The sequence below is a fragment of the Streptococcus huangxiaojuni genome, assembly GCF_040930515.1.
In the GTDB taxonomy this organism is placed as follows: Bacteria; Bacillota; Bacilli; order Lactobacillales; family Streptococcaceae; genus Streptococcus; species Streptococcus huangxiaojuni.
On the sequence record NZ_JBFQEG010000002.1, the window covers coordinates 224,999 to 244,110 of the forward strand.

Sequence of the window (19,112 nt, forward strand, 5' to 3'; positions counted from 1 at the left end):
AGATGTATTTTACTTTAGCAATTGCTGCCAAATGACGCTATTAAAAACAGGAAAGAGGAGTATACATGGCAAGTGAAAATGTCATTGAAATGCGGAATATCACTAAGCAATTTGGGGATTTCCTGGCAAACGACCATGTTAACTTAGATGTGAAGCGTGGAGAAATTCATGCCCTTCTTGGTGAAAACGGCGCTGGAAAATCGACACTCATGAACATGCTGGCCGGACTGTTAGAACCGACGATGGGGGAAATTTTTGTCAATGGACAGTCGGTTCATTTGGATTCTCCTGCAAAGGCCGATAAAATGGGAATAGGCATGGTCCATCAGCATTTTATGCTGGTAGAGGCTTTTACAGTTGCAGAAAATATCATTTTAGGTAATGAGGTGACTAAAGGCGGCGGTGTGCTGGATTTGAAAAAAGCAGCAAAAGAAATTCAGGACTTATCTGAACGGTATGGCTTAAGTGTTGATCCTTATGCGAAAGTAGCTGATATTACAGTTGGAGCTCAGCAGCGTGTTGAAATTCTCAAAACGCTTTACCGCGGTGCAGATATCCTTATTTTTGATGAACCGACAGCTGTTTTAACCCCTGCGGAAATTACAGAACTGCTGGATATTATGCGGCATCTGGTCAAAGAAGGAAAATCAATTATTCTGATAACTCACAAGCTGGAAGAAATTAGAGCAGTTGCTGACCGGGTAACTGTTATTCGCCGAGGAAAAACTATCGATACCGTATCAATTGCCGGAACAAGCAGCCAAGAATTGGCAGAAATGATGGTTGGACGGGCTGTCTCCTTTAAAACCGAAAAAGAAGCGGCTCATCCCAAGGAAACAGTCTTAGATATTCAAAATCTCTTTGTGAATGAAAATCGCGGTATTCCGGCAGTTAAAGGACTGTCCCTCACTGTCCGTTCAGGTGAAATTGTCGGTATTGCAGGGATTGACGGCAACGGACAAAGTGAACTGATTCAGGCAATTGCCGGTTTACGTAAAGTCAAGTCCGGTTCTGTTAAGATTAAAGGGATTGAAACAACCCATCTTGCTCCGCGCAAAATTACAGAGATGCAGGTTGGGCATATTCCGGAAGACCGGCATCGGGACGGCATGATTCTGGAGATGACACTGGCGGAAAATATGGCGCTTCAGACCTATTATAAAGCGCCTTTCAGCAGACATGGTGTTTTAAACTACAGCAAAATCAACGAACATACTCAAGAGCTAATGGCTGAATTTGATGTCCGGACGACCAGTGAGTTGGTTGCCGCTGGGTCACTGTCAGGAGGCAATCAGCAAAAAGCTGTTATTGCCCGTGAAATAGACCGCAACCCAGACTTGCTGCTGGTCAGTCAGCCGACACGCGGTTTAGATGTAGGTGCTATTGAGTATATCCGCAAACGTCTGGTAGCCGAACGGGATAGAGGCAAAGCGGTATTGGTAGTCAGTTTTGAGCTGGATGAAATTTTAGATATTTCAGATCGAATAGCCGTCATTCATGATGGAGTTATTCAGGGGATTCTGGATCCCGCAAAAACAGATAAACAAGAGCTGGGTATCTTAATGGCCGGCGGAAAATTAGACAAGGAGGCAGTGAATGTCTAAAAATATGCAAAATTGGGCAGTCCCTTTGCTGGCAGTTCTGTTAGGAATGCTGCTGGGAGCTGTTATTATGCTCATCTTTGGATACAATCCAATTTGGGGCTATAATGACCTTCTTTATACCGCCTTTGGGTCTCTTAAAAACTGGGGAGAAATTTTCCGAGCTATGGGCCCCCTCATCTTAATTGCTCTTGGATTTTCGGTTGCGTCTAAGGCTGGATTTTTCAATGTCGGCTTACCGGGTCAGGCTTTGATTGGCTGGGTTATGGCTGTTTGGTTTGCCCTGTCTTTTCCTGATTTGCCTAAAGTCATTTCGGTTACTTGCACTGTTATTATCGGTCTCCTAGCGGGCGGAATTGCAGGTGCTGTTCCGGGGATTCTGAGAGCTTATCTCGGGACCAGTGAGGTTATTGTAACCATTATGATGAACTATATTATCCTGTATTCAACTGATGCCTTGGTGAGAGGCGGGATTTCTGACTCTGTCATGAGAACTTCTGATGCCAGCAATAAAGTCTCGGCCAGCGCATCATACCAGACACAATGGCTGTCTGATCTGACTAATCATTCACGGATGAACATTGGGATTTTCTTTGCTCTTGCTGCTGTTGTGCTGGTTTGGTTTATGATGAAGAAAACGACAATGGGGTATGAAATCACAGCAGTTGGGCTGAACCCGCATGCATCTGAATATGCGGGCATGTCATCCAAACGGGTTATTGTTATTTCAATGATTATCTCAGGTGCCTTAGCTGGATTAGGAGGAACAGTAGAAGGTCTGGGAACTTTTGAAAATGTTTATGTACAAAGCAGCTCTTTGAGTATTGGCTGGGACGGCATGGCAGTGGCTTTGCTGGCGGCCAATAGTGCGCTTGGCATTCCTTTTGCAGCCTTTCTTTATGCAGTTCTTGCCATCGGTAAAACTGGTATGCTGGGAATTCCCTCAGAAATTATTGATGTTGTTTCTGCTTTCATTATTTTCTTTGTCGGTGCCAACTATATGATTCGGCGTTACCTGAAACCAGGTAAAAGAAGAGCAGCAAAAGGAGGAAAATAAGATGAATCTAGTAACTGTTTTAACCTTATTAGTGTCCTCCATGCTTATCTATGCAGCGCCGCTGATTTTTACCAGTATCGGCGGAACATTTTCAGAGCGTTCCGGTACGGTAAATGTCGGACTTGAAGGTATCATGGTAATGGGAGCTTTTTCAGGAGTTGTCTTTAATTTGCATTTTGCCTCTCTATTTGGCAATTTCACACCTTGGGTAGCTGCTCTTGCTGCCGGTCTAGTAGGTTTGCTTTATTCGCTCCTGCATGCTTTAGCAACGGTCAATTTCAGGGCCAACCATGTCGTTTCAGGAACTGTTTTGAATCTTATTGCGCCATCTTTAGCCGTCTTTCTTTGCCGTGTTATGTACGATGGCAAAGGGCAGACAGATACTATTTCCAAGTCATTTGGGCGCTTTTCTTTCCCACTTTTAAAGGATATTCCTGTTATTGGCCGGATTTTCTTTAATAATACTTCTTTAGCCGGCTATGTCGCCATTTTAATCGCTTTTATTTCTTGGTTTGTCATTTTTAAAACGCGTTTTGGTCTTCGCCTCCGCTCTGTCGGAGAGCACCCTCAGGCAGCAGATACACTGGGGATTAATGTTTATCTTTTCCGTTACGCCGGTATCATGATTTCAGGATTTTTCGGCGGTATCGGCGGTGCTATCTATGCTCAGTCGATTTCCAATAATTTTTCGATAACCACAATTGCTGGACCGGGCTTTATTGCCTTGGCCGCCATGATTTTTGGCCGTTGGAATCCCATCGGAGCCATGCTGTCCAGTCTATTCTTTGGCCTGTCTCAGTCATTAGCAATAGTGGGCAGTTCGATACCGTTTTTGTCATCGATTCCGTCAGTCTATTTGCAGATTGCTCCTTATGTCCTGACCATCCTCGTGCTGGCCGCCTTCTTTGGCCAAGCTGTCGCACCGAAAGCAGACGGCGTTAACTATATTAAGTCTAAATAAGGACAGCTAAAACAATTTTTAAGCATACTCCTCTTAAAAATGGACAGTGAATCTATGCATTACTTCACTGGAAATAATAAGGGGAGTTTTTGTCTGTCCAAGGCTTGAAAAACAACCGTTTTCTTGTCTGTAAAAGCTTGAGCATATTATTTGAAAGCGTTTTAAAGGTGTGCTATAGTTATAAAGGGTTATCCCCAAAATATTTTCGAAATGAGGATACTTAAAATGAGCAAAATTGTTGTTGTGGGAACAAACCACGCTGGCACAATGGCTATTAAGACCATGCTGAACAACTATGGAAGTGACAATGAAATTGTGACTTTTGATCAGAATTCTAATATCTCTTTCTTAGGCTGCGGTATGGCACTTTGGATTGGTGAGCAAATCGATGGGCCGGAAGGGCTTTTCTACTCTGATAAGGAACAGTTAGAAGCAATGGGAGCTAAAGTTTATATGAACTCTCCTGTTATTAGTATTGATTATGATAATAAAGAAGTTAAAGCACTGGTAGACGGCAAGGAGCATATTGAATCCTATGACAAGCTGATTTTGGCTACCGGTTCCCAGCCGATTATTCCTCCTGTCAAGGGAGTGGAAATCCAGGAAGGTTCTCGCGAATTTAAAGCGACCTTAGAAAATCTGCAATTTGTAAAATTATATCAAAATGCAGAAGAGGTGATTGAAAAACTGCACAATCCTGAAATCAAACGTGTGGCTGTTGTCGGAGCCGGCTATATCGGTGTTGAACTGGCTGAAGCTTTCCAGCGTAAAGGCAAGGACGTTGTCCTTGTTGATATAGCGGATACCTGTATGGGAGGCTATTACGACCGTGAATTGACGGATTTAATGAGCCGCAATCTGGAGGAACACGGAGTTAAGCTCGCTTTTGGCCAAGCTGTTCAAGCTGTTGAGGGTCAGGGAAAAGTTGAACGTCTGGTGACAGATAAGGAAACTTTTGATGTTGATATGGTATTGATGGCTGTCGGTTTTCGGCCAAACACAGCTCTTGGAGACGGGAAATTGGAAACCTTCCGCAATGGTGCTTGGGTTGTTAATAAAAAACAAGAAACCAGCATGAAAGATGTTTATGCGATTGGTGACTGTGCGACGGTCTATGATAATGCACGCGATGATACAAACTATATCGCTTTGGCTTCTAATGCCGTACGGACAGGGATTGTGGCAGCCCACAATGCCTGCGGTCGTGAGGTCGAAAGCCCAGGTGTTCAAGGGTCAAATGGAATTTCTATTTACGGCCTTAACATGGTTTCGACCGGTCTGACATTGGAAAAAGCTAAACAGGCTGGATACGAAGCAGTAGAGACAAGCTTTAAAGATTTGCAGAAACCTGGTTTTATCAAACACGACAATTATGAAGTGACCATCAAGATTGTTTATGATAAGAACAGCCGCCTTGTTTTGGGTTGTCAAATGGTTTCTAAGGAAGACATTTCAATGGGCATTCACATGTTCTCCTTGGCTATTCAGGAAAAAGTGACAATTGATAAATTAGCTTTGTTGGATTTATTCTTCCTCCCTCATTTTAATCAGCCTTATAACTATATTACGATGGCGGCTCTCTCTGCTGAAGATTTAGCGCAGTAGATTTCATTTATTTTTCTGGACTTAAAGAGAAACACAAGCAGCAAATTCAAGCAGCTAACCTTTGTAGCAGACTCCATAATTTTTGGATGTTTGGCAGATTAGAGAGCTCAAAAAAAGCCTGACCAAGGCAGTTTGAATGCTGGTCAGGCTTTTTGCTGTTCTTATCTTTACCTTTAAATAAAAAAGAGGAAGACCCTCTTTTTTAGGCTTAATTTTTAGCAGCAGCTGCAAAGTCTTCTTTAGAGAAAGCTTCGTCAATAATTTCTTTGAGCTGTTTAGCTGATGCCTGCATTTTTTGCAGTTCTGCATCGTTAAGCGGGATATTTACCGGACGGACAATACCATGAGCTCCGACAATTGCCGGCTGGCCGATAAAGACATCTTCAACTCCTTCATACTGACCGCTCTGGAAAACAGAGAGCGGCAGGACTGCACTTTCATCGTCAAGGATAGCCTTTGTGATACGAGCCAGAGCAACTGCGATGCCGTAGAAAGTAGCACCTTTTTTCTCAATAATGGAGTAAGCAGCATCACGGACAGAAATAAATAAATCTACAAGACCTTGTTCATCAATGTCCCGATTATCCTGCAGCCATCTCTCCAATTTAACGCCGGCAACATTGGCATGTGACCAAACGGCAAATTCAGAGTCTCCATGCTCTCCCATGATATAGGCGTGAACTGAACGTGCATCAATACCAATCTTAGCAGCCAATGCCTGACGGTAGCGAGCAGTATCAAGTGAAGTTCCTGAACCGATAACACGCTCTTTAGGGAAACCTGAGAATTTCCATGTGGAGTAAGTCAAAATATCAACTGGGTTAGCAGCAACGAGGAAGATACCATTGAAACCTGATTCTACAACCTGAGTAACAATGGATTTATTGATAGCAAGATTTTTGTCGACCAAATCAAGGCGTGTTTCACCCGGTTTTTGAGGAGCACCGGCAGTGATAACAACTAGGTCAGCGTCAGCACAGTCAGAATACTGAGCAGCATAAATTTTTTTAGGGGAAGTGAAGGCGAGAGCATGGCTTAGGTCGAGTGCATCTCCCACCGCTTTTTCGTAAAGCTGAGGGATTTCAATGATACCGAGCTCTTGAGCAATTCCTTGATTGACCAGAGCAAAGGCATAAGATGAGCCTACAGCACCGTCACCGACAAGGATAACTTTTTTATGTTGTTTAGTTGCAGTCATTTCTAAACATCTCCTTAATTTTTTTAGACTTTTCGCCTATACATTTCTATTCTAACATGTTAAAAGCGTTATGTCACGGCTTAAATTCCGGAAAATCATAGAACCGGTTGCTATTGGCAGTTCTAGAAGTGCAATAATGACTGTGAAAACACCATTCCTGTAATTTACAGTTTCAGCAGACAGGCGCCTCAAGCTGAACAGAAGCAAGATGGGACAGCTCTTTTGCAGATTTGAAGCCACAGTTTTGCCAGCCTGCTCTGATAAATGAACTTACTCTGAGAATTGTCCAGATTAGCACAAATTATGGTATAATAGAGTAGAGTTTTATACTAGAAAAGGGGCATTTACTAATGCAAGACAAAAATTTAGTCGATGTTAATCTGACGAGTGAAATGAAGACAAGTTTCATTGACTATGCGATGAGCGTCATTGTTGCTCGGGCACTCCCGGATGTCAGAGACGGTTTAAAACCGGTACATCGCCGCATTTTATATGGTATGAATGAATTAGGGGTAACACCCGATAAACCTCATAAAAAATCTGCCCGCATTACAGGGGATGTCATGGGTAAGTACCATCCTCACGGTGATTCATCTATTTATGAGGCTATGGTACGGATGGCTCAGTGGTGGTCGTATCGGCATATGCTGGTTGACGGTCACGGAAATTTCGGTTCTATGGACGGAGACGGAGCAGCGGCCCAGCGTTACACTGAAGCTCGAATGAGCAAGATTGCCCTGGAAATGCTCCGTGATATTAACAAAAATACGGTAGATTTTCAAGATAACTATGACGGAAGCGAACGTGAACCCTTAGCTCTGCCGTCTCGTTTTCCCAATCTTCTGGTCAATGGTGCGACAGGTATCGCTGTTGGGATGGCTACCAATATTCCGCCTCATAATCTGGGGGAATCAATCGATGCTGTCAAATTAGTTATGGATAAGCCTGACGTAACGACACGTGAGCTGATGGAAGTGATTCCGGGCCCTGATTTTCCTACCGGTGCTTTGGTTATGGGAAAATCGGGCATACACCGGGCTTATGATACCGGGAAAGGTTCAATTGTTCTACGTTCCCGCACAGAAATCGAAACAAGCAGAAGCGGCCGTGAACGGATTGTTGTTACTGAATTCCCTTACGGTGTTAATAAGACAAAGGTGCATGAACATATTGTCCGCCTTGCTCAGGAAAAACGTGTAGAAGGAATTACTGCTGTCCGCGATGAATCAAGCCGGGAGGGGGTGCGTTTTATTATAGAAGTGCGCCGCGATGCTTCAGCCAATGTTATTTTGAATAATCTTTTCAAGCTGACCAGCCTGCAAACAAATTTCAGTTTTAATATGCTGGCCATTGAAAAGGGAGTTCCTAAAATTTTATCACTCCGGCAGATCATTGACAACTACATTGCCCATCAAAAAGAAGTTATTGTCCGCCGCACTCAGTTTGACAAAGAGAAGGCAGAAAGCAGAGCGCATATTTTAGAAGGCCTCCTTATCGCTCTGGATCACCTTGATGAAGTGATCCAAATTATCCGCAACAGTGAGACGGATTTGATCGCTCAGACAGAACTGATGGAGCGCTTCAAGCTGTCAGAGCGTCAAAGCCAGGCCATTTTAGACATGCGTCTGCGCCGACTGACAGGTTTAGAGCGTGATAAGATTCAGTCTGAATATGACGACTTAATAGCTTTGATTGCTGATTTAACAGATATTTTGGCTAAGCCGGAACGGGTCATCGCTATTATTAAAGAAGAGCTTGATGATATTAAACGTAAGTACGCTGACAAACGTCGGACAGAATTGATGGTAGGAGAAGTACTGTCGCTTGAAGATGAAGACTTGATTGAAGAAGAAGATGTCTTGATTACTTTGTCCAATAAAGGTTATATTAAACGCCTGAGCCAAGATGAATTTCGGGTTCAAAAACGAGGCGGCCGCGGTGTCCAAGGAACAGGGGTAAATGAAGATGACTTCGTCTCGGAGCTGGTTTCAACCAGCACCCATGATACGCTGCTCTTTTTCACCAATTTCGGCCGCGTCTACCGTTTAAAAGCTTACGAAGTTCCGGAATACGGCCGGACTGCTAAAGGTCTGCCGATTGTCAATCTTTTGAAACTTGATGAAAATGAAATTGTCCAAACGATTATCAATGCACGGCGCCAAGATGTCCAAGACAACTATTTCTTTTTTACAACAAGACAAGGGCTTGTTAAGAGGACCAGTGTTTCTGAATTCAGCCATATCCGGCAGAATGGACTTAAAGCGCTGACGCTTAAAGAACAGGATGAACTTATCAATGTCATCTTAACCAAAGGGAAAGATGACATTATCATCGGAACCCAGACAGGCTATTCCGTTCGTTTCAACGAAAGTACTGTGCGCATCATGGGTCGGACAGCCAGCGGAGTGCGTGGCGTCAACTTGCGTACCGGTGACAAAGTTGTCGGTGCTTCTTCGGTGACAGACGATCAGGAAGTGCTCATCATAACTGAAAAAGGCTTTGGTAAGCGGACATCGGCCAAAGATTATCCAACAAAAGGCCGCGGCGGCAAAGGGATTAAGACTGCCAAGATTACAGATAAAAATGGCCCCCTTGCCCGGCTGGCAACGGTTAATGGCGATGAGGACTTGATGCTGATAACTGATACAGGAATTGTCATTCGGACAAATGTTGCCAGTATCTCACAGACTGGCCGGTCGACAATGGGCGTTAAGGTTATGAAACTTGCCAATGAAGCTAAAATTGTGACCTTTGCTCTGATTGCTCCTGAAGAGACTGAAACTAACGAAGAAGACTGATTTAGCACGATAAGACAATTGAGGAAAAATGAAAAAAAGATCAACACATAAGCCCAAAAAAAGTAAGTTAAAAAGTTTTTTTCGCTGGCTTGTTTTTAGCCTTTTGCTTATTCTTGGGCTGGCTTTGATTTTTAATAAATCAATTCGCAATACTTTGATTGCCTGGAATTCAAATAAATATCAGGTTAGCAATATTTCCAGAAAAACGCTCAAAGAAAATGCATCCAAGAAGGCCAGCTATGACTTTGAAGCAGTGGAATCTGTCAGCACAGAGGCGATACTGGAAGCACAAATGGCAGCTCAAAAACTGCCTGTTATCGGAGGTATTGCCATTCCTGATGTTGGTATTAATTTACCGATTTTTAAGGGTCTGGGCAATACTGAGCTGATGTACGGCGCCGGAACAATGAAAGAGGAGCAAGTGATGGGCGGTGAAAATAACTACGCACTGGCCAGTCATCATGTTTTTGGCATTAACGGCTCTTCTCAAATGCTTTTTTCGCCTTTAACAAAAGCAAAGACTGGAATGAAAATTTATTTAACAGATAAAGAAATGATTTACACCTATATCATTGACCGTGTGGATGCCGTCAGTCCGGATCATATTGAAGTTCTCAATGACAGTCCCGGAAACAGCGAAGTAACCCTTGTTACCTGTACCGATGCAGAAGCGACCAATCGGATTATTGTTCACGGGACTTTAGAAGCTTCTGTTGCTTTTGATCAAGCAGCTTCTGATATTAAAAAAGCTTTTAATACGTCTTATAATCAGATTTCACTTTAAAAAGAAGCAGCTGCTGCAAAACTGATGTTTTGTCTGCTTCTTTTTTATATTGATAAAATACAGGAGGAACTATGGAATTAACCCTTATCCATCATATTGCAATCATTGTCTCTGATTATGAGAAATCCCGTGAATTTTATGTTGATAAGCTGGGATTTTCTGTCATTCGGGAAAACCATCGTCCAAAGCGGCACGATTATAAGTTAGATTTAAAATGCGGAAATATTGAACTGGAAATTTTTGGCAATAAGCTGACCGATCCCGATTATTCGGCTCCGCCGGCGCGCATCGGCCTGCCTGATTGGCCGCGTGAAGCTTGTGGCCTGCGCCACCTGGCCTTTTATGTTGAAGATGTCGAAAAAGTCAAAGCTGAGCTGGAGTCAAAAGGGATTTTTGTTGAGCCCATTCGCACCGATGATTATACCGATCAAAAGATGACCTTCTTTTTTGACCCGGACGGTCTGCCTTTGGAGCTGCATGAATAAAAGAAGAGAAGAAATGTTTTTTTGAGTCAGGAATAACCGAAAGTGGTATAATAAGAACTCATAATATGATAATTGAAGGAAGGATAATTATGCGCTTTAAAAAAATTCTTTTAAGTTTGGGATTGGTGCTGTCCCTCTGTTTTACACTGACAACCGTTCAGGCAGCCGACTCCAGCATTCAGGATGTGATTGATGAGACCTATGTTCAGCCGGACTATGTTCTGGGCTATTCTCTCTCCAGCGACCAGCGGGATCAGACACTCAGCCTCTTGGGTTATGACAGTGCTGCAGATACTCAGGTCAAAACACTGACAACATCTTCCTATGCTAAGATTATGAATGTCGCTGATGATTCAAGCTTGCAGCTTTACTCATCTGTGAAAATTCAAAAACTCGGCGCCAAAGAAACATTGAGCGTTCGTATTGTCACACCGGAAAATATCACCAAGGTAACAGAGGATATGTACCGCAATGCTGCTGTTACCTTAGGGATTGAGCATGCCGAAATTACAGTAGCTTCCCCTATCGCTGTGACAGGAGAGAGTGCCTTAGCCGGAATCTATTACTCGCTTGAAGAAAACGGTGCTGAAGTTTCAGATGAAAGCAAAGAGTTAGCTCAGGAAGAACTGAATGCTCTTTCTGATATTAATGCTGAAAATCAGGGGAAAGAGGGCTATGATGCGGACAAACTCAATGTCGCATTGACAGACATCAAGACAGCTGTAGCCGATAGCGATAATTTGACAAAAGAAGATGTCCGCCAGATTGTTGAGGAGACACTTGATAATTACGCCTTGAGTTCATCAATGACAAACGATCAGATTACCTTGATTGTTAATTTCGCCTTTAATTTATCACAGTCTAAAATCATTAACAGCAGCAGTTTCAAAGCAACTTTAAACTCACTTAAAGACAGCATTGTTAACAATGCCGGTTCAACCTTCGATAATATCAACCTCAATTTCGATGCCAGCAGTGTGATTGAGTCAAGTAAAGGTTTCTTTGCCAATATTTGGCAGCAAATTGTCAACTTCTTCCAACAGTTCATAGGATAAACCGTCTAAGCAGGAACTGTCATAAAATAACCGCTCCTCTTAAAGCAAACAGTGAAAAACTTTCACTAGAGCGATAAGGGGAGCTTTGATATGAGATAAACAGTCCATTTAAAATAGTTAAAATCAGGAGAAGGTCATGCTACTCAAATTTAAAAAGCGCAGGCTTATTTTTCTTGTTATTCCGGCAGTTATTTCCTTTGGTATTATAAAGTCTCAGATTGATTTGCATACGCCAAAAGACGGAACCTACTATCTGGTGGACGAGGACCTGTCCACTATGACGGCCTCGTTAGATAAAGAGTCCTGGATAACAATAGATGGCAGCCAGCTTACCATAAATGAAGATGATACTGAGAACCACTATAATTATGACGCAGAAGGAGAAGAATTCGAAAAGGATGGGATGACTTACTTTTGCTTATTTAACGAGGGCACACTTACTATTGGAACGGCTGACGACAATTCAGTAGAGACGACAACCTATGTCAGTCCCAAAAGCAGTATGTATTCAGGCTATGAAGATGGAACAGTGAAGATTTCTAAGTAATAGCGCTCCCAGCTCAGATTAGAAGAAAAGGCATTCAATTAAAAAATTATCTTTGTCAGGTTGACAAACTGTCCTTAAAGGCTTAAAATAAAGACTATGTTTCAGAATAATCTGAAAATTCAAGGGTTTTCATTTTGTACTGAACATCGACTTAAGCGCTGAGTAAACAGCTGGTTAAAACTCTATAGCAGTATAACTCTTTGCGCTTTCAGAGTCTTTTTATTTTCATCTGTTTAAGCTAAAAATCTAATAACGGGTTGATAGCATTTCCCTGTTTATTCGGACTTTTAGCATTCTATATTTCAATTTAAGGAGTTTTTTATGACCGAACACACCGAAGAACATTCAACCTGGAAAAGCAAATTTCAGGCTGTAGGGCCGGGAATTCTGCTGGCTTCTGCAGCTGTCGGCGGTTCACATATTGTGTCTTCAACACAGGCTGGGGCTATCTATGGCTGGCAGCTGGCCATCATCATTCTCTTAATTAATTTGTTTAAGTATCCTTTTTTCCGTTTCGGCAGTCAGTATACTTTACAGAATGATAAAAGCTTGATAGAAGGCTATAAAGAAAAAGGTAAGGTCTACCTTTGGGTTTTCTTTATTATGAATATTTTCTCAGCCCTTGTCAATACAGCGGCGGTAGGGATTTTAGCGGCAGCTATCCTCTTTAATATCTTTCCAGATGGTTTTGGTCTCTCAATTGCACAGCTGACCACTGTTATTATTGTAATTATTTGGGCTATGCTCTTAATCGGCGGCTACCAATTTCTGGACAGACTAGCCAAATGGGTAATGACTGCCTTGACTATCGCAACAGTTCTGGCAGTTGTCATCGCCTTGTTCAGACACCGTGAATACGCACCGGGCTTTGTAGCACCGTCTCCCTGGCAAATGGCAGCCCTGCCCTTTATCGTCTCTCTGATGGGCTGGATGCCAGCACCGATTGAAATTTCAGCAATCAATTCGATGTGGTCTGCCGAAAAGCGCAAAACAGTTAAAATGTCCTATTTGGACGGTATTTTCGACTTTAATATCGGCTATATCGGAACAGCTGTTTTGGCCTTTATTTTTCTGGCATTAGGTGCTCTTATTCAATTTGGATCGGGAGAAGAAGTAAAAAGTGCCAGTGCAGAATATATTGCACAGTTTGTCAATATGTATGCTTCTGTCCTTGGTGACTGGTCACGGTTTTTGATTACCTTTATTGCTTTTCTATGTATTTTCGGCACTGTCATTACAGTTATTGACGGTTACTCACGTGCCAATAATGAATCGCTTCGCTTGCTCTTAAATAAAAAGGAAACGTCACAAAAGCCGCTTTATGTTTGGATGACCTTAACGGCAGTTATTGGTATTATTATCGTTTACTTATTTGCTGGTAATGTAGCTACCATGCTGCGGTTTGCTATGATTGCATCCTTCTTAACAACACCAATCTTTGCTTATTTGAATTATTCACTTGTAAATAATACCGAACATGAAGTTAAAGGTTGGCTTAAAGCCCTATCTATTGCCGGTCTGATTTATCTTTTCGGCTTTGCCCTTTTCTTCCTTTACGCTATCGCTACTGGTAAAGTTTAGTGGTAAGGTAAAATCAAACATGCCCTCTCGCATGCGAGAGGGCATGTTTTTATATGCAAAATGTTTTTATTCCCACTCGACAGTTGCCGGCGGTTTGCTGGTAATGTCGTAAACAACACGGTTAACATGACTGACCTCATTGACAATACGGACAGAAACTTTCTGCAAAACCTCCCAAGGGATTTTAGCAAAATCAGCCGTCATGCCATCGACAGATGTAATAGCACGGATAGCAACAGTATAATCATAAGTGCGGCTGTCTCCCATTACACCAACGGACTGAACACCAGTATTGACTGTAAAATACTGCCAGATTTCACGGTCCAAGCCTGCGGCAGCAATTTCTTCCCTTAGGATTGCATCTGATTCTCGAACCGTTTCCAGTTTCGCCTCGGTCACTTCGCCGATAACCCGAATGGCTAATCCCGGTCCTGGGAAAGGCTGTCTCCAGACGATGTCATCGGGCATGCCCAGAGCAGTACCGAGGGCGCGTACCTCGTCTTTAAAAAGAGTATTGAGGGGCTCGATCAAGTCGAACTGCATATCTTCTGGCAGGCCGCCGACATTGTGATGAGATTTTATGGTCTGAGCTGTATCGGTTCCTGATTCGATAACATCAGTGTAGAGGGTTCCCTGCGCTAAGAAACGGACATCTTTAAGCTTGCTAGCTTCATCATCAAAAACATAGACAAACTCGTTGCCGATAATCTTTCGTTTTTGTTCAGGATCAGAAATGCCTGCCAAAAGATTTAAGAAACGATCAGCAGCATTCACTCGAATAATATTGAGACCGAACCTGCCGCCCAGCATAGACATGACTTGGTCGCCTTCATCTTTGCGAAGAAGGCCGTGATCAACAAAAATGCAAGTCAGCTGGTCACCGATTGCTTTTTGCAGAAGCACGCCAACGACTGATGAATCCACACCGCCCGAAAGTCCCAGCAAAACCTTTTGGCTGCCGACTTGTTCACGAATCCGGGCAATTTCCATATCAATAAAATTGGTCATAGACCAGTTTGCTTTTGCCTGACAGATATTCAGAGCAAAATTTTTCAAAATCATTTGACCGTATTCAGAATGGCGGACTTCCGGATGGAATTGGATGCCATAAATATGTTTATCGGGATTTTCAATAGCAGCATAAGGGCAGTCGTTTGATTCACCGACTAAATGAAAACCCTGCGGGAGTTCTGTAACTGCATCACCATGGCTCATCAGTACAGTTTGCTCCTGCGGCGTATCTGAAAACAGAAGGGATTCATCCATCAAACGTAATTGTGACTGGCCATACTCCCTGCTGCCTGCCAAATCTGCCGGAACAACTCTCCCTCCAAGTTTTTCAGTTAAAAGCTGCATGCCGTAGCAAATTCCTAAAATAGGAATACCTAATTCCAAGATAGCCGGATCAATACCAAAAGCACCGTCAGCATAAACAGAATTTGGTCCGCCGGAAAGGACTATTCCGATCGGATTAAGCGCCCGCACCTCGTCAGCAGTGATTTTATGGCTTTTTAATTCAGAAAAAACACCTAACTCACGAATACGCCGGGCAATTAGCTGGTTATACTGGCTGCCGTAATCAAGTACAATAATTTTCTCAACTTCACTGAGTAAACTCGAATTATCAGTCATTGTTTCCCTTTCCCTTTCTCATATCAGTCCCAGACTGACGGTATCCCCTTTATTGTAGCATAAAATATTGGGTTTGGCATCAGCTTCCTTCAGCTTTTCTGTCTTTGATTCTGTCTTTGATCTCAGCATCAGACAGGATTTTTAAATTTTTTTACTAATCCTTTTGGCAAAAATCGCGCAATATGATAAAATAAAGTACTGTAGTACTAAAATATTGGGGTGAGTATGGACAGAAGACGACGAAAAAAGAAGGGACTCTTTCGAAAGCGTGAGTTAATTGCCCTAGGGGTTTTCTTGATGTCGATTTTGCTTTTATTTGCAGCAACCGGAAGTTTCTCGATACTGTATATTATGTTTTTCAAAGAAAGAAATCAGGCTGTTTTCCAGCAAGGACAGGAAATCCAGATTTCTTCAACCGCTGATAAGACAAGCAAAGGTCAAGATTTAGCTCATTACCACAATTGGATAGGCAGCATAAAAAAAATACACTCTAAAGAAGATGACGAAAAAAACGTCACTTATACTTATCAGGTCAATTTCAAGGACGGTTCAAAAATCGAAGACGTTGATGAAAAAAACCTAGTAGAAGTGGCCGATCCATATTATGCCAAGGGTGATCTTGTTCAAATTGCCAGAGATGCTCAAAGCGATCTGGACGGTCAGGATTTAGCAGCTTATCGGGGCCAGGCTGCCACAATTGATAATGTTGCACCAAATTATTCCAATGAAGAAGGCGGCTATAAGTACGATATTTCTTTAGATAACGGGGAAACATTCAGCAATATCCCTGAGTCAGCTTTAAGCGATGTCTATCAGGTTCCCTTGGATGCCGCTAATACTGCTGCACAAAACAATGATATCCTGCGAGAGGCTTTTGCCTTTGCTGCAGAAAATCCCGGAACTGTACTTAATTTGCCTAAAGGAGAATTTTTAATCGGCAGCGACAACCCTACAGAAGACTATATCACTTTAGCTTCAGATACAACCCTAAGGGGGAACAGCACACGGTTAAAGGTAGAAGGAACAGCTTATTGGTTCGGTTTTGCCACCGGTACAGGAGCTTCTGACGGTGTCCGAAACTTCACAATGACCAGAATTGAGGTCAGTGCCAACAACCTTTCGGCAGGGGCCCATTTTATGATTATGGCAGACCATGGCGATAATTGGAATATATACAATAATACCTTTACCATGGTACATAAAAAAGGAAGCCATGTCTTCGATTTGGGCGGACTGCAAAACTCTGTCTTTGACAGCAACCGCTTTGTCGGCTATGCTCCTGAACTGACTAGTGTCACCAGCATCCCAGAGGGGGCTGATTCTCATGATTACTACGCTGAAGCGATTCAATTCGATGCAGCAGACAATAAGGGAACATGGGATGCCGGCCTTATTCAGAATATCGATCCTAATTATGGCACCTACAATCAGATTAAACAATATTGCCACAATATTACTGTCACCAACAATTCTTTTCTTCCATATACAGATGAAAACGGCAATATTATTGCTTACAGTGCAACAGTCGGTCAGCATTCATCAGATACAGGTTATATTTTAGTAACCTATAATACTTTTACTTCCAGTATTGTTAATCGTTATAAAGAAAGTCAAACGGAAAGGAATTTCAGTCCTGTCCATTTTTCGGAGGATTCCAATGAAGTTGTTTCAGGAAATACGATAAATTAAAAAAAGTCTGGACATTGTGCTCCAGACTTTTAATATGGATTAAACTCCTTTTACCATAATCACCAAAAGAACGCTTAGAGAGAAAATATGGTAAAATGAGTTATACTATTTCGAGCGAGGTAGATGATGATTCCGGCTTATATAAAAATTCACGATGCAATCAAAAAAGACATTGACCGCGGTGTTTGGAAAATCGGGGAACGCTTGCCCAGCGAACGGGATCTGGCAGATCATTTTCAGGTAAGCCGAATGACATTGCGGCAGGCTATTACACTCCTTGTTGATGAGGGACTTCTGGAACGTCGGGTTGGAAGCGGCACCTATATTGCCAGTCACCGTGTTCAGGAAAAAATGAGGGGGACAACCAGTTTTACTGAAATTGTCCGCTCTCAAGGCAAGATTCCCTCAAGCAAACTGATTTCCTATCAAAAGCAATTAGCTACAGAAACCGAAATTCAGCAGCTTCAGCTGAAACCATCAGATTACGTTATTCGCATGGAGCGTGTCCGTTTTGCAGACAAAGTGCCGCTTGTTTTTGAAGTAGCCGCTATTCCAGAAAAACTGATCCGGCACTTCGAACGTACAGCAGTAACAGAACATTTTTTTCAAACTTTGCAGGATCATGGTCATGAAATCGGAAAAAGCCAGCAGACAATCTATGCTAAAACGGCCAATGAGCGGGTAGCTAATTATCTTGGGATTTTAAAAGGTCATGCCATATTAGCTCTAACTCAGGTTTCTTATTTCACTGACGGTACACCGTTTGAGTTTGTGCGCAGTGAGTACGTTGGCGACCGTTTTGAATTTTATCTGGAAAACAATTAGTGCAGCCAAAGAAAGTCCATAAAAAGCGGCACCTGCTTTTCCCAATCCTCTTCAGAATGCCGGCCGCCCTCCTGACAGTAAAGAGTAACAGCGGCCTGGCTGTTTTCAAAATAACGGGCCGCTTGTTTATTGGCTTTTGCAGTAGCAGTCTGCCAGCTGTTGCCGGAATCCTGAGAACTTTCTTCAGTCCCCCAGGAGAGAAAAACACGCGTATTGCTGTCAATGGCTGATTGAGACAAATCCTTTGTAATCTGAGGCAGGCAGAGCTGAATAGCCGATGAGACACAAGCAGCTTTGGAAAAGATATGGTTATATTTGCCAGCAGCATATAAAGCCATCAGGCCGCCCATTGAGGATCCGCCAATACCTGTAGCCTCACGGAAGGGATAGGTTGGATAAGTGGCATCAATAAAAGGTTTAACTTCCTCTACAATCCACTGCATGGTCTGATAGCCCAGTCCCTTAAATTGGCCGAAATAAGGTGATTTTATATCATAAGGGGAATATTCAGATAAGCGCTCATTGCCTTCATGGCCGCATTCCAACCCAACAATAATCATGGGCTTTTCAAAAGATTGCATAAAGCTGTACATTTCCCAGGATTTCCCGTAAGTAGCTGCTTGGTCAAAAAAGAGATTGTGACCATCAAAAAAATACATAACCGGATAAGATTCGCCGCTTTCATAATAGTTATCCGGCAAATACACATGAAGACGGCGATTTTTTCCAACTTCTGTAAACAGCATATCATGATAATGAATCATAAGAGTTAACCTCTCTAATTGAGTTTTAGTATTGTACTATTATACCGAAAATGATGCGCTTTTTACAAATAAACGCTATTTTTGAAAAATTGCAGCTTTGCTCAGCAGTCTGGGAAATAGACTGTTAAAACAGCTGCTTTTTTGGTATAATAGGCCTTATGGAAATTGAAAAAACGAATCGTATGAACGCTCTTTTTGAATTTTATGCGGCCCTGCTGACCGATAAACAAATGCACTATATCGAGCTTTACTATGCTGATGACTACAGCTTAGCTGAAATTGCAGAAGAATTTAAGGTCAGTCGTCAGGCTGTTTATGATAATATCAAGCGTACAGAAAAAATTCTGGAGGATTATGAGATGAAACTGCATATGTACTCTGATTATATTGTACGTGACGAAATTTTTACCGAAATACAAGAAAGGTACCCTGATGATACCTTTCTTCAAGAAAAAATTTCCATTCTATCAAGTATTGACAACCAATCATAAGATACAATCTAAAAACAAAACCGTAAACAAGACAAGGAG

The 19,112-nt window shown here is 42.4% G+C and carries 16 protein-coding genes; 13 read left to right on the forward strand and 3 right to left on the reverse strand.

Going from position 1 to position 19,112, the window contains the following annotated elements; all coding sequences use genetic code 11:
• Positions 1–65: 65 nt before the first annotated feature.
• The 4 genes from AB3329_RS02555 to nox all read left to right on the forward strand — a co-directional run bounded on the left by AB3329_RS02555 (position 66) and on the right by nox (position 5,224).
• On the forward strand, positions 66–1,604 hold the full coding sequence (locus tag AB3329_RS02555; RefSeq protein WP_368394170.1) for an ABC transporter ATP-binding protein: 1,539 nt from the start codon (positions 66–68) through the stop codon (positions 1,602–1,604).
• The gene (locus tag AB3329_RS02560) at positions 1,597–2,658 is read left to right on the forward strand and encodes an ABC transporter permease (RefSeq protein ID WP_368394171.1); all 1,062 of its coding nucleotides are present in this window, start codon (positions 1,597–1,599) and stop codon (positions 2,656–2,658) included. The genes AB3329_RS02555 and AB3329_RS02560 overlap by 8 nt, the downstream gene beginning before the upstream one ends.
• Before the next feature lies 1 nt (position 2,659).
• A complete protein-coding gene (locus AB3329_RS02565; protein ID WP_368394172.1) occupies positions 2,660–3,619 on the forward strand; it encodes an ABC transporter permease in 960 nt (319 codons plus the stop codon).
• A gap of 225 nt (positions 3,620–3,844) precedes the next feature.
• The gene (gene nox / locus AB3329_RS02570; RefSeq protein ID WP_368394173.1) at positions 3,845–5,224 is read left to right on the forward strand and encodes a H2O-forming NADH oxidase; all 1,380 of its coding nucleotides are present in this window, start codon (positions 3,845–3,847) and stop codon (positions 5,222–5,224) included.
• A 208-nt stretch (positions 5,225–5,432) separates the two neighbouring features.
• On the opposite strand, the gene AB3329_RS02575 is transcribed toward nox, so the two are convergent.
• On the reverse strand, positions 5,433–6,422 hold the full coding sequence (locus AB3329_RS02575; protein ID WP_368394174.1) for an L-lactate dehydrogenase: 990 nt from the start codon (positions 6,420–6,422) through the stop codon (positions 5,433–5,435).
• 350 nt (positions 6,423–6,772) lie between these two features.
• Between AB3329_RS02575 and gyrA the strand changes: the two genes are divergently transcribed.
• The 6 genes from gyrA to AB3329_RS02605 all read left to right on the forward strand — a co-directional run bounded on the left by gyrA (position 6,773) and on the right by AB3329_RS02605 (position 13,672).
• Positions 6,773–9,220: a DNA gyrase subunit A gene (gene gyrA / locus AB3329_RS02580; RefSeq protein WP_368394175.1), complete on the forward strand. Its 2,448-nt coding sequence runs from the start codon at positions 6,773–6,775 to the stop codon at positions 9,218–9,220.
• 28 nt (positions 9,221–9,248) lie between these two features.
• A complete protein-coding gene (locus tag AB3329_RS02585; protein WP_368394176.1) occupies positions 9,249–10,004 on the forward strand; it encodes a class A sortase in 756 nt (251 codons plus the stop codon).
• Between the two features lie 71 nt (positions 10,005–10,075).
• Positions 10,076–10,489 carry an SMU1112c/YaeR family gloxylase I-like metalloprotein gene (gloA2, locus tag AB3329_RS02590; protein ID WP_368394177.1) on the forward strand — a complete coding sequence of 138 codons (414 nt, stop codon included), beginning with the start codon at positions 10,076–10,078 and terminating at the stop codon, positions 10,487–10,489.
• 89 nt (positions 10,490–10,578) lie between these two features.
• Entirely contained in the window at positions 10,579–11,544 is a 966-nt protein-coding gene (locus AB3329_RS02595; protein WP_368394178.1) for a DUF1002 domain-containing protein, read from the forward strand.
• 136 nt (positions 11,545–11,680) lie between these two features.
• Positions 11,681–12,091 carry a hypothetical protein gene (locus AB3329_RS02600; protein ID WP_368394179.1) on the forward strand — a complete coding sequence of 137 codons (411 nt, stop codon included), beginning with the start codon at positions 11,681–11,683 and terminating at the stop codon, positions 12,089–12,091.
• A gap of 321 nt (positions 12,092–12,412) precedes the next feature.
• Positions 12,413–13,672, forward strand: a complete 1,260-nt coding sequence (locus AB3329_RS02605) for an NRAMP family divalent metal transporter (RefSeq protein WP_368394180.1) — start codon at positions 12,413–12,415, stop codon at positions 13,670–13,672.
• Positions 13,673–13,738: 66 nt separating this feature from the next.
• Here AB3329_RS02605 and guaA read toward each other — a convergent pair whose 3' ends face one another.
• On the reverse strand, positions 13,739–15,304 hold the full coding sequence (guaA, locus tag AB3329_RS02610) for a glutamine-hydrolyzing GMP synthase (protein WP_368394181.1): 1,566 nt from the start codon (positions 15,302–15,304) through the stop codon (positions 13,739–13,741).
• Between the two features lie 225 nt (positions 15,305–15,529).
• Here guaA and AB3329_RS02615 point away from each other — a divergent pair, with 225 nt between their 5' ends.
• Positions 15,530–16,993 (forward strand): HlyD family secretion protein, encoded by a 1,464-nt coding sequence (locus AB3329_RS02615; RefSeq protein ID WP_368394182.1) that lies wholly within the window; start codon positions 15,530–15,532, stop codon positions 16,991–16,993.
• A 126-nt stretch (positions 16,994–17,119) separates the two neighbouring features.
• Positions 17,120–17,818: a GntR family transcriptional regulator gene (locus AB3329_RS02620; protein WP_368394203.1), complete on the forward strand. Its 699-nt coding sequence runs from the start codon at positions 17,120–17,122 to the stop codon at positions 17,816–17,818.
• Here the strand turns inward: AB3329_RS02620 and AB3329_RS02625 are convergent.
• Positions 17,815–18,582: an alpha/beta hydrolase gene (locus AB3329_RS02625; protein WP_368394183.1), complete on the reverse strand. Its 768-nt coding sequence runs from the start codon at positions 18,580–18,582 to the stop codon at positions 17,815–17,817. The two genes, AB3329_RS02620 and AB3329_RS02625, sit on opposite strands and share 4 nt — an antisense overlap.
• Before the next feature lie 158 nt (positions 18,583–18,740).
• Here AB3329_RS02625 and AB3329_RS02630 point away from each other — a divergent pair, with 158 nt between their 5' ends.
• Complete coding sequence (locus AB3329_RS02630) at positions 18,741–19,073, forward strand: putative DNA-binding protein (protein ID WP_368394184.1); 333 nt, start codon at positions 18,741–18,743, stop codon at positions 19,071–19,073.
• Positions 19,074–19,112 lie beyond the last annotated feature (39 nt).